General features: G+C 66.9%; 11 protein-coding genes. 6 read left to right on the top strand and 5 right to left on the bottom strand.

The window, feature by feature from the left end:
• Positions 1-171: 171 nt before the first annotated feature.
• Positions 172-798: a restriction endonuclease gene (locus QIS96_RS03410; RefSeq protein WP_282540803.1), complete on the bottom strand. Its 627-nt coding sequence runs from the start codon at positions 796-798 to the stop codon at positions 172-174.
• Positions 799-1,341: 543 nt separating this feature from the next.
• Between QIS96_RS03410 and recD2 the strand changes: the two genes are divergently transcribed.
• Positions 1,342-3,660 (top strand): SF1B family DNA helicase RecD2, encoded by a 2,319-nt coding sequence (gene recD2 / locus QIS96_RS03405; RefSeq protein WP_282540802.1) that lies wholly within the window; start codon positions 1,342-1,344, stop codon positions 3,658-3,660.
• On the opposite strand, the gene QIS96_RS03400 is transcribed toward recD2, so the two are convergent.
• Both QIS96_RS03400 and QIS96_RS03395 read right to left on the bottom strand, forming a co-directional pair.
• Complete coding sequence (locus QIS96_RS03400; RefSeq protein ID WP_282540801.1) at positions 3,647-5,500, bottom strand: hypothetical protein; 1,854 nt, start codon at positions 5,498-5,500, stop codon at positions 3,647-3,649. The two genes, recD2 and QIS96_RS03400, sit on opposite strands and share 14 nt — an antisense overlap.
• A 580-nt stretch (positions 5,501-6,080) precedes the next feature.
• Entirely contained in the window at positions 6,081-6,878 is a 798-nt protein-coding gene (locus QIS96_RS03395) for a hypothetical protein (RefSeq protein WP_282540800.1), read from the bottom strand.
• Positions 6,879-7,309: 431 nt separating this feature from the next.
• Between QIS96_RS03395 and QIS96_RS03390 the strand changes: the two genes are divergently transcribed.
• The 4 genes from QIS96_RS03390 to QIS96_RS03375 all read left to right on the top strand — a co-directional run bounded on the left by QIS96_RS03390 (position 7,310) and on the right by QIS96_RS03375 (position 11,188).
• Positions 7,310-7,915, top strand: a complete 606-nt coding sequence (locus tag QIS96_RS03390; RefSeq protein ID WP_282540799.1) for a hypothetical protein — start codon at positions 7,310-7,312, stop codon at positions 7,913-7,915.
• A gap of 17 nt (positions 7,916-7,932) precedes the next feature.
• The gene (locus QIS96_RS03385) at positions 7,933-8,373 is read left to right on the top strand and encodes a hypothetical protein (RefSeq protein ID WP_282540798.1); all 441 of its coding nucleotides are present in this window, start codon (positions 7,933-7,935) and stop codon (positions 8,371-8,373) included.
• A 347-nt stretch (positions 8,374-8,720) separates the two neighbouring features.
• Positions 8,721-9,752 carry a DUF6907 domain-containing protein gene (locus QIS96_RS03380; RefSeq protein WP_282540797.1) on the top strand — a complete coding sequence of 344 codons (1,032 nt, stop codon included), beginning with the start codon at positions 8,721-8,723 and terminating at the stop codon, positions 9,750-9,752.
• Positions 9,753-10,345: 593 nt separating this feature from the next.
• A complete protein-coding gene (locus tag QIS96_RS03375) occupies positions 10,346-11,188 on the top strand; it encodes a PE-PGRS family protein (RefSeq protein WP_282540796.1) in 843 nt (280 codons plus the stop codon).
• Here the strand turns inward: QIS96_RS03375 and QIS96_RS03370 are convergent.
• Positions 11,118-12,821, bottom strand: a complete 1,704-nt coding sequence (locus tag QIS96_RS03370; RefSeq protein ID WP_282540795.1) for a PE-PGRS family protein — start codon at positions 12,819-12,821, stop codon at positions 11,118-11,120. The genes QIS96_RS03375 and QIS96_RS03370 overlap by 71 nt on opposite strands.
• A gap of 348 nt (positions 12,822-13,169) precedes the next feature.
• Here QIS96_RS03370 and QIS96_RS03365 point away from each other — a divergent pair, with 348 nt between their 5' ends.
• Positions 13,170-13,829, top strand: a complete 660-nt coding sequence (locus QIS96_RS03365) for an HAD family hydrolase (RefSeq protein WP_282540794.1) — start codon at positions 13,170-13,172, stop codon at positions 13,827-13,829.
• Here the strand turns inward: QIS96_RS03365 and QIS96_RS03360 are convergent.
• Positions 13,810-15,084, bottom strand: a complete 1,275-nt coding sequence (locus tag QIS96_RS03360) for a transcriptional regulator (RefSeq protein ID WP_282540793.1) — start codon at positions 15,082-15,084, stop codon at positions 13,810-13,812. The two genes, QIS96_RS03365 and QIS96_RS03360, sit on opposite strands and share 20 nt — an antisense overlap.
• Between the last annotated feature and the right edge of the window lie 30 nt (positions 15,085-15,114).

Raw genomic sequence — 15,114 nt, 5'->3', positions numbered from 1 at the left:
GACAGCCCAAATCGACTTGGATTCACCCACAACACACGCCGCACCATGTAGCACGGTTGGAGCCTGCGGAGACAACTACCAGCGTCTTCGGCGCACCCCCACGACAGGGTGACGCCAGCGCCCTCCAGCGGCTCGAATACAGCGAACTGCTGGGACATGGCCGACGTGGTCCTACTCGTATGTCTCTCGCCACCGCTTGCGGTGCTGGCGATCACCCTGGCCCGAGCCGTTCACGGCGGTGAGTGACGGGAGGGATGCCCCGCTGTTCCACAGACCGAGGTGGTCACGGTGGACAGCGACGATCTCGTTCTGCGCGGCAGTCTGCTCGGCCGGGCCCGTGAAGTAGGTCGTGGCCACGAAGATCGCCACATCGGCTTTGAAGTGCACCTGGGCACCGAGCAGGTCGCGGACCTCATGGCTGGGGATCTTCCGCTTGGGTGCGTAACGCTTGCACTGGATCACCATGCTCCGGCCGTCGGGCAGGCGGCCGCGCACGTCGGCACCGTTGTCGTGGGAGCCGCCGACCCGTCGTACCTCCGTGCACCCATCCCTGCGGCACAGGTCCACGACGAAGTCTTCGAACTGCGTCCCCGTCATCAGGTCGACCTCAGCAAGTGTGAGACCACGGTGCCCGGCCTTCACTGCCTCGTCCTGACGCCACCGCTGGTCGCCGCCCCTGATGAGCCGGTCCGTCCGCCACAGCCACCACCCACCGGCCGTCACGCCGCCCAGCACGAGCCCACCGACGAGATACGGCCAGACCACCGACCAGAACGCCACCAGCAAAACGACGAGCACGGCCCCACCACCGGCACCGGCCCTGAGCCTCTGCTCTCGACGCTTCCGCGCGGTCCTCGATCCTCGCCGCATACGTGCCGCCACCATGCCCCTCCCGTGGTCCGGACAACAGTCTCGGGCACCTTCGCAGTCGTCAGAAGAGCACGTGCCAGCCAGTGGCCGAAACGGGAGGTTCTGGTAGCAACCGACGACAAGTGCGCTGCGAAGACAGCGACTTCACAACAGCAAGCGGGCGAGCGCTCGGGCCCGCCGTGGCCCTGCCGAACTACAAGGCACCCAAGTCCCCTTGCAGCCTGGGCCGCGAGGACTCGGCTCCAACGCTCCGCTCCCGCAGCGGCGTGGGCGATTCCGTCAACACCTGCACGCAATCGAGAGGCGCCAAGGCGCAACGCCGTGGCAATAACCTTCCTACCCCTGTCACTCATTTCGGTGAGCAGAATCCTTCAGTCACTCGATAGGTCACCGCCCTGAGGCACATGCTGGTCTCGCCGGAGCACCCCCGGTCTGATCCAACGCCCGTACATATCTTTGGAGACAGAGCACGTGACGCATCAAGTGCCCCCGAAAACCGACGACTTGGTCGAGGGCGTGGTCGATCACCTGCTGCACATCGGGTACGACGAGAACACGGTGCTCCGGCTCACCACCATGGCCGACGGCGAAGAGTCCGTCACTGCGCTCGGCAAAGCGCTCTTCGGCGTGCGCCCAGGAGAGAACCTGCGGCTGCGTGGCAGTTGGTTCCAACATCCTCGCCACGGGAGACAGTTCAGAGTCGAGCAGTGCGAACGGACCATGCCCGCGGGCGAACGGGCGATTCGTCTGTATCTCGCCTCTGGGCTGATCCGCGGTATCGGCCCGGCCCTCGCCTCCGCGATCGTGGACATGTTCGGCGAGCAAACGCTGAAGGTCATCGACTCCGAGCCGACGCGGCTGCTGGACGTGCACAACATCGGCACTGTCCGGCTCGAACGGATCACTGCCGCCTGGCAGGAGCAGAAGGCCATCGCCGAGATCATGCTGTTTCTGCAGAGCCTCGGAATCACCCCACGCCTCGCGGTGCAGATCCACACGACGTACGCCGACACCGAGGACGATCCGGTCGACATCGTGCGTCGTGCTCCCTACCGGTTGTGCCGGGACGTCCACGGAGTCGGGTTCCACAACGCCGACAGGATCGCGCTCGCCGTGGGTGTACCCAAGCACAGCGACGAACGCCTGCAGGCCGCACTCCTTCATGAGCTCGACCAGGCCGGAGGCCAGGGCCACTGCCATCTGCCCACGCGCGTACTGCTCGCCCGCACCCGCCAGCTGTTGTCCGACGACGACCCTGCCACCGCCGAGATCCTCGACGACGTGATTCTTCGGGGTGCACTGGAAGTGCTGTGCGAGCAGGGCGAGGTGGTCGCCGAGACGCTGCCACAGCCCGTGATGGACGGCACCGACGCGGTGGCGGACACCGAGATCGCCCAGCTCGCCCGCTGGCATCGTGACGAGACCCAACTCGCCTGGCATGTACGCAGGCTGCTCGCCTCCCAGCCCGCGCTGGCCGAACTCGCCCCGTGGGACGAAAGGTTGGCGGCACTCAGCACGCCTGAGACCGCGGGGCTGACCAGCGAGCAGTACCGTGCGGTTCACATCGCGCTGACCCACCCTCTGTCCGTCCTCACGGGCGGTCCGGGGTGCGGCAAGACGCACACTCTGCGCACCCTGACCGAGGTCGCCGACGAGGCCGACGCCGTCGTTGCGCTTGCGGTGCCGACAGGCAAGGCCGCCAAGCGGCTGGAGGAGACCTGCGGACAGGCCGCGATGACCGTGCACCGTCTGATCCGTCCACCCGATGGCGACTCCCTCTTCGATCACGCCAGCGTGCTGGAGACGGCGGACTTGGTGGTCGTCGACGAGGCGTCCATGCTGGACCTCGCGCTCACCCGCAGGCTCTTCGCTGCCGTCCGTAACGGCTGTCATCTGCTACTGGTGGGCGACATCGACCAGCTGCCCAGTGTCGGCCCCGGGCGCGTCCTAGGCGATCTGCTGGACATCGAGGACATCCCACGCACCCGGCTCACGAAGGTCTTCCGCCAGGACGACGGCAGCTCGGCGATCGTCACGAACGCCCACCGCATCCTGCGCGGCGAACTCCCACATGGCGACGCCAGAGCGTTCTGGAACCGAGCCGTCCCCGTCGCCGAGGACGTTGCCCAGCGTGTGGTGGACCTGGTCTGCGACCTCATGCCCAGTCACCTCGAAGCCCGTCCGGAAGACGTTCAGGTTCTGTGTCCAGGTAAGAAGAACATCGCCGGCATGACCGACCTCAACCTTCGTCTTCAGGAACGTCTTAATCCGCCCGCACCGGACAAACCGCAGCATTATCACGGCGGGGCGGCCTTCAGGCTCGGTGACCGCGTTCAGCAGATCCGCAACAAACCCCAACGAGGCGAGTCAGGCGTCTTCAACGGCAGCAGCGGCACCATCACCGCCGTCGACGTCGAGGCCCACCAGCTCACCGTCACCTTCACCGACGGGGAGACAGCCACCTATCCCTTCGCCGATCTCGACGAACTCGTCCACGCCTATGCCCTGACCGTTCATCGCTCCCAGGGCAGCGAATACCCGTACGTCATCGTCCCCGTGACCAGCGCCACCGGGATGATGCTGCTACAGCGCAACCTGCTCTACACGGCCGTCACACGCGCCAGCCGGGGCGTCATGCTCATCGGTCAGAGCGAGGCCGTCGTACAAGCAGTCGCCAACAACCGGACCCAACGCCGCAATACGGCTCTGCCCCACCGCATCACGTGCGGGACGACCGCTGTCCCGACCTCACGAGGTCAGTCGCCCACAGGGCAGCTCACCCTGGGCTGAGGGCGCCCCCGCTCACGTCACCGGGCGATGCCGCCTTGCGTGCGTGAGCCACCTCGTGCGCGGCGTACAGCATCTCCTGCTGGTCCTCGTCCAGGCTGCTTGGTTCGTACCCGCGCTGTCCGACAGCGAAGAAGGAGATGGGACCGAAGAACGGTCCGCAATGGCAGCCCAGCAGCCGGAGCATCTCGCTGGCTACCGGGTTGGCGTTCTTGGACCTCGCGGGTACTAGTTCGGCGACGTAAGCGTGCACCGTGGCGGGTTCGTCAAGGACGATCCGGTCCACGAGACCCGCTCCGGCCGCACCCACCCTCTCCCGCATGCCCTTGGCGCTCTCCGTACGGAACTCGAAGGAACCGTCCGGGGTCACCAACGCGTATGTAAGCGGAGGCAAGGGCTTACGGACAGGCCCGTCGCCACGCGAGTCCACAAGGAAGTCGGGGAATGACAGGCTCTCCGTCGTCGCCCTGCCGCTGTCTGCTGCCTCGGCAAGGTCTCCGTCGAGTTCAAGGGCTTCCAGTTGCCGTGAGCCGATGCGCTGTTGCAGGGACCGGAAGCGGTGCAGGGCTTCGCTCTCGGCTCTGTGCTGTTCCAGCAGGCGCAGCAAGGTCGCCCGTGTCGCCGGAAGCGTCACCCAGTTCGGCAGGTCGTACACAGGCACTGGCCGATCCGAGGCGTACCCGAGACGACGCCCCAGGTTGGTCACCGCCGCCGAGGACACACTGCCCGGCCTGAGCCCCGGCGTGCGCTGTCCCCATGCCACTGAACTGGCCGTGGCGCTCCAGGCGACAGCGAGCAGCTGGCCGAGGGTGAAGCCACCGCGCAGGGCGTCCCGAAACGTGTCGTACGCCTCCTGCATCCGGTGCTCCGGGACCGGCTCCTCGCTGTACTTCCGCATCAGGAGGTTGTCCAGGTACATCACGGCGGTGACCGCATCAAGTTCCTGCCCGGTCTCCTTCAGCTCGTCCATGCTGTCGAGCAGGAGGAGCTGCATCTCGTCTGCGGTTTCCCGGCGAGCCTGCGGGGCCTCGTCACCAAGGGCATGCGCGAGCCTCCACGGCACCCGCTCGACGTACACCCCGCGGACCGTATCGTCGTCCATGTACGCGAAGTCGTCCACCGCCGCGGGCAGCGTTGGCGCGATCCAACGCTGCTGGTGCAGGTTCTTCAGCGTCTCCACATCGGTGCTGTGTGACGCACCGAGGAAGTAGTCGGCCTTGTTCAGCGGCCCGAACGACTCGCTGTCCTTGCGGTCCATGATGTCGATCACGGTGAGCAGAGTCAGGGCTTCCTGTGCCGACAGCGGCTCGTCGGGGAACGAGTGGCCTCTGTGGTCGGCGACCCAAGCACTGGCGTTCGCGGCCCGCCTCTCGGACCTCTTGCGGTGCTCCTCCTGGGCACGTTGCTCTGCCGCCCGCCGCGCATCGGCCGCAACCTCACGGCAGGCATCGCAGGGCACCTTGGCTCGCTGTTCCGCGGTGGGAAAAACATCCGGCCGCCACAGCCCCGTATTCGCGAGGTCGGAGCGGGACTTCACCGTGATCGGGTCGGCGCACTGCGGACACATCAGCGTCAGCACATTGGCATGGCAGGACGCCTTCACGATCCGCAGGACCATACTGCTGGAGCCGAGCTCCGCGACCTTACGGGTCCACGCACCCGGCTCGTCGAACTCCCAGTACGCCAGGCACAGCGCTTCGTGGTCCTCGGACACCCCGTCCTCGAAGCACACCTCCAGCAGCGGTCGCTGCGCACTGGGAAGCAGGTGCCGGCGCTGGGCCTTCTGCTGTTGCTTGAGCCTGTTCCGCTGCTGCCGTTGACGTCGGCGCTGACGCTTTCCCATGAACCCACCTCGGTAGCCGGGACCACCACGCTAGGCCGGACAGCGCTCGACGCACCCGCCAACAACGCCTGAATTACGTGGAGTTGACGCTCCCGGCGGGAGCACAACACAACTGGCAAGGGGGAGCCGGAACAGCAGGGAGGGCCGGATTCACCCATACGAGAGAAAGGGGCATCCCTGCTGCACGGTCTCCGCGAACTCGGTGACAGTGGAAGCGCAGCGGGGCGGAGTGGCAAATGTCGGCCACGAACAACTTTCAGATGGTGGAACCGTCCAGGCCATCGCGGCCGGATCCGGCCGCAGCGGTCTCCGTATGTGATCACGCTCGAGGGGTCAGCGCATTCCGAGACCAAAGTAGCAAACTGCATGGTCCACAAGCCGAGCACGGCTTCAAGAGTGAGCATCAGCCCTTCGCCCTTGAGGCCGCCGAGGTAGTCGGAAGTGATCGTCTTCTTGCGCAGGGCAGCGGCTGATCGCACTGGCGGGGTTCCGGCATCATCGTGCGTGCCGTGAGGCCGAGCGGGTACAGGAGAGATTCCAAGGCGGCCGCCTTGCCTGCCCTGCCGACCCAGTCAAGAACTCAGCCCGGTGAACTCCCTGCGCCTCCACTCGCTTCGAAGATCGCGATGGCCTGGTTCAGGCATTCCTCCGTGAACCCTGGAGCGAGCTGTCCGCGTGGGCCACTGCGCACCTTGCCCTCTGCGGGTCGACGGATGCCCACCCTGCGCAGCAACCCGGACAACTGGGTTCCCAGTTCGTAGGGGTTGACGTTGAATGACGCAGCGAGCTCGCCCGAGTGCATCCGACCGCCTGCCTCCTGTACAGCTAGTTGAGCTTCGCGCAGGAGCGGTGGCACCGGATCATTCCCAGAGGGTGTGGGCGCTAGCTTGCCGGTCAGCGAGTGGAATGTGCCCTTGGAGTTCGGCACGTACGTCGGAAAAACCGCGCCAGGGACGCGACGGAGACTGCCGACGCCGTTCCAGTAACTGAGCCAGCCTTGCACGGTCGCGACCCGAAGATCGGCGTATCCCTCCGACTGCAGGCGCCCCAGCAGCTCATCCGCTGTCATGCCGTGCCCCATGTCGGCTCCCTGAATCACCTCCCACGCACGGCTTCGAGGCGTGGCGGATGGTGCTGCCTTCTTGGGCGCCGCCGGCGTCGGCGTGTGGGTCGACGTGTTGTCCACCGGCCTCGCCGCCGACTGGCGCGGGATCAGGGGTTTCAAGTCCTGGAGGACGGGATCGATGGCGACGTTTTCGGTCACCGCCTGCGCGATCAACTCGGCGATGTGGCCACCGCACTTCGCCAACTCGGCGGACAGCTTGTTGCGTTGGGCGACTGCCTGCTCAAGGGCTTCGAGGATGCTGTTCGACTGCATACGTCAGGAACGTTGCCCAGTGCGCGCAGGACACGCCTCCCTAGCCTCAAGCACACTCAACTGACCTGCCATATAGGTGAGTTCGTCGCGTTGGTGCGGTTCTCACCCGCGTCGAAGAAGGCGTCGAGCAGCCGGGAGGCGGGGAATGCGAACGGGTTTCAGCTGTGCCGAGGTTGCGGCAATGTAGCGCCTCGGAAGTCACCCCTGCCGTGCTGTGCGCGTCAAAGCATGGAGATCCGACACGGGCCGCAAGGGCGGCGCATGAGCGCGACCCCGGCGCATGAGCGCGCGGCGCCGTGCACCCACGCGCTGCCTGCAGCATCTCGCCGAGACGATGTTTCTGCAGGTAAATCCGATGAACGTCGCTCCGGACGGTATGCCGCTGCCACCGGGGGCGTTTCCGAATCCAGAGGCGGCCGGTTTAGCCAGCCGTGAATCAACTTGATCACTGCCTCAACGCAGCCGATGTAGCGAACGACCTCTCCGGCAAGGCCAGGGGCGCTCTGGCCCGCGGCAACAAAGAAGGCGCCGTTGCCCTGGTGACGGTGGCGCACACCTACGCGCTCATGGCCGACGCGGACATCCCGCTGCCGCGCGACGGCGGCCTGGAACTCACGCCGTCGGTGCCGCGCGCGCCCCGGCCGCGTCGGACGACCGAGAGCACGGACACCGTCGAGCAGCAGCCGACGGTACCGAGCGGCACGCAACCGCCGCTCACCGCTCCCGCTGAACCTGCCGAGCCCCTCGACGACGAGGACGAAGCGGTGCCCGCCGTCCTTTTGCGGGCCTACCGAACCGTCGCCAAAGCGGGTGGCGTGATGTACGGCACCGACCTGGCCGACGCGCTCGGCATCCGCGCCCAGCAGATCGGCAAAGACCTGACCAGGATCCTCCGCAATGTCGGACTGACGCGCCCCAACAACGGAACCGTGAGCCCCGGACCGGGACAGCCGTACCGCAACGGGTACACGGCGGAGACGCTCGCCGCCGCCGTCGCTGCCTACCGTGTCCGGGCCGAGCTGGCCGACGCCGCATGAAACGCAGCAGCCAAGTCGTGGCTGCGTTGCTGGCCACGGCAGCCGGAGCCGTACTCGTGAGCGGGTGCGGAAGCGGGAAGACACCGCCTGGACATGAAAAGCGACTCCTGAAGGCGGCAGGCGTCACCCGGTTCCAGATCACCTGCACCAAGGACATCTGGGAAGCTACAAAGCCGTACGACGACCTCACCGAAGTCACGGTGGTCCGTCACAAGGGCAAGGTGTACACCTTCCAACTGACTGGCTCGGAACTCGTCTCCTACCTCAAGGAGTTGGAGATGGACGGCTATGGACCCTCTTGGCGGGAGGGCGTACACGCTCAGGAGTCCAAGCGCATGTACGACGCGATCAGCCCGATGGTCGACTCCATCAAACCGAACCCCGGGCCTAACGCCCAAGTTCCCGCAGTGACCCTCGACGACGCGGTGGTACCCACACCGAGCCCGAAGCCCGCCTAGTGTCCGGGCAGGCTCGCTGAACGGCCCGTGCGATGCGGCCCGGCGGTCATCCGGAGACCCTGTGGCTGCGGTAGAGGCGCGCGAGTGCCTGCCTATGAAGATCACCGGCGCCTGCCCCAGGGCCCGATCTCTCCCAGGATCGGGCCCTTTGCCGTTGACCCCGTCCGGGCCGGTGGCGTGTGAACTGGGGTGCATCCTCAGAGTCTTGTCGCCGGAGCAGGTCCCGCCTGACTCCAGTTTGGCAACGGTCGATGGGCCATATACCCGGAATCGGAGTCTAGGCGTGCAGGATCCTGTATGGGCGAAGACTGCTGGACAAGACGAACCCGTTCACGCGAGGAGACATCATGTCCAACGCCCCCGTTCTCGTCCTCCAGCCCGCCGACCACGATTGCCCGACCTGGTGCGCGAGCGAGCCGCACGCAGAGTCGACCGGAAGCCACATCAGCGCGCCGGTGAAGCTGCCGGCGCCGAAGGGGATGAATCCGCAGGTCGAAGTGCCTCTCCTTTCCGTGCAGGTGAGCCTCGGCCACGACGAGCGGGCCCGTGGAGAGCAGCCCCGCCTGTGGCTGGCAGCCACCGACGGCACGGCCGAACTCGACCGATCCGCCTTGGGCGCTCTCATCGAGGACCTTGAGGACTTCGCGCTCCGCCTGCGCGGCCTGCGCCACCGATACGACAACGTCATCGTCGGCGGCGCCGCGGAGGCAATCGACCACTACCCGGAGCCGAACCACCCGATCGAACTTGTCACACCGTGCCCGCCCTGGTGCGAGTACAGGGAGTGGGAGGAGCACACCCCGACGGCGTTGATCTCCGAACACTTCCATGCGGCCGATACGCACGTCATGCGTCTGGACCTGCAGCCCGTCACGCGCACGAAAGGCGTTCTGGAGCCCGAGCACCTCGAACTCGGCCTCGCCCACATGGCACACGCGTCGCTTCCGCAGATCGACCTCACCGTGGGCGGCCCCACTCTGGAACGGTTCCGGTGCGTCTCGCTCACCTTCCCGGAGGCTGAGGAACTCCGGTCCGTTCTCAGCGAGTTCCTCGCGCAAGGCCGTGAGTACGTCCAGCCTGGGCACGTGGCGTCTCTGGAGGAGCTGACGGGCTACTGCGGCGTGCGGCTCATTGAGCACGAGCGTGACGAGAAGGGGTTCCGCGGCCACGCCGTCGGTGACACCCGGCAGGGCGGTCCTGTCTGGGTGACCGTGCCCGAGGGCATGAACCGGCCGCGCCTGGAGGATCTCGTGTCCTACCTGCTCGCAGATATCCATGAGCGGCAACCGGAGGTGACCGACCTGAAAGGTGAGCAGGTCCGACAGGCCGGCGAAGTTCCCTGTGTCCGACCGGAATCCGTGATTCGCCCTGCTGCCTGACGCCAGACAGGTTAGGCACTCTGCCTCCTGCTGGACAGCGCTTGGACCCAGGCTGGGAACTGCTTCCCCGGCCTGGGCCCAGGAACGCGATCAGGGCCATCGCGTTCTGCTGGGCATCCTCATTCGTCCCTCTGACAGCGGGGGCTGATCAGACTCTCTGCTGGTCGGCAAAGGGGCGCGGCATGCCCTGGAGTGGCCACGAACGCTTCATCGAAGCCTCATGTGCCTGCTCAGGATGGCCTTGGAGGGTTCGATGTTGCGGCGTAGGCGGAAGCGACCGACTCGCTCGTCCGAACTCTGCGTCATTCATGAACCTCGGTTCGAGTAGAACGTGGGCGAGGTCGTAAGCTCGTCGGCTTAGTGAACCAACATCCACCTCTTTCTCAGGCTAGGCGACATTGCAGCGGATGCTCACACCTGACTGTTAAGGGGAACAGGGCGATCGACCTAGGGCAGAACAGTTGCCGCTGTGAGTAGCCTTCGATCGGGCGTCTGAGAGCCCCCTGACAGGTGGCCATCAGAACTCAGTGGATCATCGGCCAGTTCTGACGTTTGTGGAGTGCCGGGCTCAACAGAACTGGCTCAATAGGTACATGGAGACGGGTGAGCACTGGGCCTACCGAGCGCGGCCGAAAGAGTTGGGCAGTCCAATCCGCCGGGTCGAGATCGTACGGGTAGGTGGGCGAGGAAGAACTGACTCGCTCCACGTGCGGTTCCTCGATGGTGATGACGCCGGGCTCCAGGAGTGGGTCAACCCGGCCTCTCTCGTGGCACGTTGGGAAGACGTCGAGGCGTTTCGGGCGGACGATGCGAGTGAGCTAACGCTGGCAGAGGTGTCGCGAGAGGTACGGGGGAGCGCAGACTTTGAGGCTGCGCGGATGATCCTCGGCTTCGTCCGCCCGAAGAGCAAGCTGCGACTGCGTCGAGGGGCCGCGGACGCCGGGATCCTTGAGCTGAACAACCTCGACGCGGGGGCCCGGCTGGTCGGGATGGATCCCGCGGATCTGCGCGGTGATCCGATGGTCCACGAGAACCGTGCCGGCCTCTGCCTGGCCGGGTGGCCGGTCACTGAGCGCATCGCGCGCCACGTGGCCGACCATCTCGCCGACGGCATCCTTCCGGAGGTGGACCGCAGGCAGCAGGCCATCGATCAAGAGCGCACCGAGTCCGGCTGGTACTCCTACAGCCGCCGTGACGACCGCAAGCTGGACGCGGAAGCGGCCGTCCTGCGGACCGTCAGGGAGTGGTGCGGCCAGGACAAGACCGAGCGCTACGACGAGCTGTTCGCCCTGCGGGAGGAGGTCGTCCGGCTCGGCAAGCTCATCGAGAAGTCGGTGAAGGCCCTGCGAGACCGGGGGCACGGCGTCATCGCCTCCACCATTGAGCGCGACCTGGGCGTCCATATCTCCAGCCTTGATCCAGACGTTCGTCGGTGAAGCTGCGCCACCGTTCCGGTTCAGGCTCCGGCTTCGGTGGTTTGGCTGCCGCCTCGGGTTCTTGCTCCTTCGGCGGCTTCGCCTTCTCCGGCCTGTGGGGGTGCCAGCCGTCGAGGAACGGGCGTAGCTCGTCTCCCGTGGGTTCCGCGTGGAGGCCGTGGGCGGTCAGGCTCCTGCCGGCCACGGTCGGGTCGAGCCGGTCGGCCTCCGCCTTCCCCCACTGCGACCACTCGCGCAGCCGCCCGGCCTCGTGGGCGTCGTCCGAGGCGGAGGCGGCCTCGTCGAGCGCGGCGCAGAAGGCCCGCATCTCTCCGGCGGTTTGCCACTGCGCCAGGGCGGTGCCGAACCGGTTGACTCGCGTGGCGTCCACCGCCTTGATCGTCGCGACGCTGACCGCCGCTTCCCACTCTCGCCGTGTGCGCTCTGCTTCTTCCTCCTCCTGCCGAAGGCGTTCCTCCTGCTCCTCGGCCTCCCTCCGGCGGCGTTCCTCCTGCTGCCGCTCTCGCTCCTCACGCAGCCGCTGCTGCTCCGCCTCCCGCGCAAGCCGAGCCCGCTCCTCTGCCTCCGCGTTCGACTTCAGCGCCCGGAAGACGGAGCCGATCTGCTCCTCCAGCGGCTTCTTGGCGGTATCGGCCCACTCCTTCTCCCAAACGCTGCGGTAGCCGTAGCCGTACGTCGATCCTTGGCTCACGTGGAGTTCCAGTTCGCCGGACGGCTCGTACCGGTGCGCCGGGGTGACCCGCTGCCAGTCGTACGTCCGCCGGCCCGGTTGTTTGGGCACGTACCGGACCTGCTTCTGCCGCTCCTTGAAGCTGATCTCGTACGTCCTGCCGTGGACCGTGAGCAGCGGCCTCGCCTGCCTGCGCTTCTTCGACACCGCGATCTCGCCGTGTCGCGCGAGGGCCTGCTCTGCGAGGAGCCGCAGCAGGGAGAGCACCCGTGGAAGTACCTCGTCCGAGATCTCGAAGGCGCTGTGGTCCGCGGTGACCGCCGCGACCACGTCCTCGACGTCAGTGACCACTCGGCTGCGCGCCAGGCGGATCCGGTTCCACTCCGTATCGTCCTCGCCCGTCACCCGGAGCAGTCCGACGAAGAAGTCTCCCTTGGCCCTCCCGCTGTACTTCAGGTGGAAGCCCTCCGGCGCACACTGCCGAGCCGCGTCGAACGCCCGGCGATAACGAGCCCGCTCATCGGCGCTCGGATCCGGAATCCGAAGAAACCGATCGGCCTTCTGCACCTCCGCGATCAACGCCGCACCGATCTCCGCCGGCGACGGACGTCGGGGTTTCGCAGGATGCGCTGGGGCCGGTTTCTCCTCCGGTGGGGGCGCTGCTCGCCGACGGGGAGGCGCCGCATCCTTCGGCTTCGGCTCAGCGGCTGCCGGTCGCTTCTTGCGTGCGGTCGGTTCAGGCCGGTCCGGGTGGTGACCATGTTCCAGGTAGAAGCGGCCGTCATCGGTGATCTCCGCCCGCCACTTCCCACTGTGCTTGGGCATGGTGATGAGGCCCCGCTCCTTGAGGGCGCGGGCGGTGAGGGCGAGTTCCGGGCTCGCGGAGGTGACGGGGTCTGTTCCCTCTCCGATGCGGGCGAGCAGGGCCAGTTGGCGATCATTGAGCGGCGACCATCGGTACATGGGAACCGTCGTACCGGTCCGGTCGAGCACTTACACCCGGAATGGCGATGTTCCTGAATTTTGGTGGCTCCGGCTTGCAGCCGGATAGGGAAGCCACAGCCGCGGGGTGATGGCCGGGTACGACTCCGGCACACGAGGCCACCGAGAGCGACGCCATAATGGACGTTCACTGCGAGGGAAGCCGCTCCCGGCGTGCTGGTCGATGGTCGTGAACACCTCGCGCACCGACTCAAACCTGGACGCAACCTCACCGTTGACCAGAGTCACGCAGTCACCCTGGCACTTCGGGCGCATGCGTTGAGAGGGCACGGATGTGCGTGTTCAGACCCGTGTTCTACGCTTCCGCCCATGATTCGCGCAGTGGTGTTCGACGTCGGTGAGTGCCTGGTGGACGAGACCCGTGAATACGGGACCTGGGCGGACTGGCTGGGGGTGCCGCGGCACACCTTCGCGGCCATGTTCGGGGCGGTCATCGCGCAGGGGCGGGACTACCGCGAGACGTTCCAGGAGTTCCGGCCGGGATTCGACCTGACCGAGGAGCGGGAGAAGCGGGCCGAGGCCGGAAAGCCCGAGTGGTTCGGCGAGGACGACCTGTACGCGGACGTGCGCCCGGCGCTGACGGCGTTGCGGGAGGCCGGGCTCTGGGTGGGGATCGCGGGGAATCAGACTGTCCGCGCCGGTGGCCTCCTCCGCGGCCTCGATCTGCCTTCCGACCTGATCGCGACCAGCGACGACTGGGGTGCGTCGAAGCCGGACGTGACGTTCTTCGAGAAGGTCATCGAGGCGACGCCGGCCGAGCCGGGCGAGATCCTGTACGTGGGCGACCGGCTCGACAACGACATCCGCCCGGCCGTGCAGGCCGGTCTCCTCACGGCGCTGATCCGGCGCGGCCCCTGGGGAACCATCCAGCAGCACGACCCGGATGCGGACGCGATCACGACGATGCGGATCGACTCGTTGTCCGAACTCCCGGAGCGCGTCGCGAAGTTCAACGCTGGAGAGCGCTGACCGTGGTGCCCCAGTCGTAGAGCCGGTCGTCGAGGTCCCGTACGCACTGCTCGTTCTGCCACGGGGCGAGCGTGCGCCGGACCGCGCGTACACGATCCATTCCGGTCGCGTACCAGGTGATGGCGAGCTGGTTGAGGGCTTGTTCGGCATAGGCGCATGCCTGTTGCGGGTTGCCGTCGGCAACTTCGACGGCGGCGAGGTCGCCGAGGACAACGGTGCGTTGCTTGTCGGACTCGGGGGGCAGGTCTTCGAGGACTTGCTGGAGGGTTTCCCGGGCCTGGGGGAAGTGGCCGGCCTCCAGTTGCGTGTTGCCTTTGAAGGCAGCCAAGCGGATCGGGCTGAACCAGTCCATCCATGCCGGGTTGCTGTATTCGGAGTCGGCTGCGAGGACGTCTTCGGCGTGGCCGATGAGGTGCAGGGCGATGCGGGTGTTGCCGCAGCGGGTCTCGCATTCGGCTTCGACGGCGTCGAGCCACGCCCAGAATTCTCCGGATGCAGGGCCTCGTCGGGCGTAGGTGCGGGCTGCGACCATGCGCTCCACCGCCGCCTCTCGATCTCCGGACCAGCCGGGAATGAACGCGGTATGGGCGAGCACGGCGGCACCCATGAGGGGATCGTCCGCCTCTCCTGCTGCCTGTAGTGCGCGGAGCAGGGTGTCGCCTGCCTGGTCGGGATCGCGCAGGTCGAAGAACTCGATACGTCCGGCCAGTAGGTAGGTCTCGGCGAGGGCTGCTGCGAGACGCGGTCGTACTGCCGGGGCCAGCTCGGGGAGGAGGGCACAGCCCAGCCGGGAGTGTTCGAGGACGGCGGGGTGGAGCGTGGCCGGGGCGACAGACCAGTACAGATGCCGGTGCGACCGGGTCACCGCCTCGAAATCGGCGCTTACCGTTGCCGGTTGAGTGATCGCCACGGTTTGGGCGGGGACTGTCGTGCGGTGAGCGCGGGGCACCGGCGCGCTGAGTGAGCCCGACCGGCCGGGCTCGTTGGGAGCCTGACCTGTGGACCAAGGGGCCGTGAAGCCGAGCTCTTCGGCGTCCTGGCCCAACAGGTGGGTGAGAACCCGGCGGACGTCGGGTTGGGGCCACGGAGGGTTGGCGGACTCCCAGCGGCGTACCTGACGTACACCAACTGCCAGTCCACGCACACCCAGTTGGGGTGCTGTCGCGGTGATGGCGTCGGCCAGGGCCTGTTGCGAGTTGTACCCCGCCGCTACGCGAGCAGCTTTGAGGCGGGTGTTGCCTATGGGCCGGGGCATGGGCGGACCTCCGTGAAGCAAACGGGCTCT

It is taken from the genome of Streptomyces cavernicola, from assembly GCF_029968035.1.
Lineage (GTDB): Bacteria > Actinomycetota > Actinomycetes > Streptomycetales > Streptomycetaceae > Streptomyces > Streptomyces cavernicola.
This window is presented reverse-complemented; position numbering and strand designations above follow the sequence as displayed.

Coding starts and splice junctions, on each gene's coding strand:
- QIS96_RS03395 (WP_282540800.1), bottom strand. CDS start 6,878: ATGCAGTCGAACAGCATCCTCGAAGCCCTTGAGCAGGCAGTCGCCCAA.
- QIS96_RS03370 (WP_282540795.1), bottom strand. CDS start 12,821: ATGTACCGATGGTCGCCGCTCAATGATCGCCAACTGGCCCTGCTCGCC.
- QIS96_RS03375 (WP_282540796.1), top strand. CDS start 10,346: ATGGAGACGGGTGAGCACTGGGCCTACCGAGCGCGGCCGAAAGAGTTG.
- QIS96_RS03360 (WP_282540793.1), bottom strand. CDS start 15,084: ATGCCCCGGCCCATAGGCAACACCCGCCTCAAAGCTGCTCGCGTAGCG.
- QIS96_RS03365 (WP_282540794.1), top strand. CDS start 13,170: ATGATTCGCGCAGTGGTGTTCGACGTCGGTGAGTGCCTGGTGGACGAG.
- QIS96_RS03400 (WP_282540801.1), bottom strand. CDS start 5,500: ATGGGAAAGCGTCAGCGCCGACGTCAACGGCAGCAGCGGAACAGGCTC.
- QIS96_RS03380 (WP_282540797.1), top strand. CDS start 8,721: ATGTCCAACGCCCCCGTTCTCGTCCTCCAGCCCGCCGACCACGATTGC.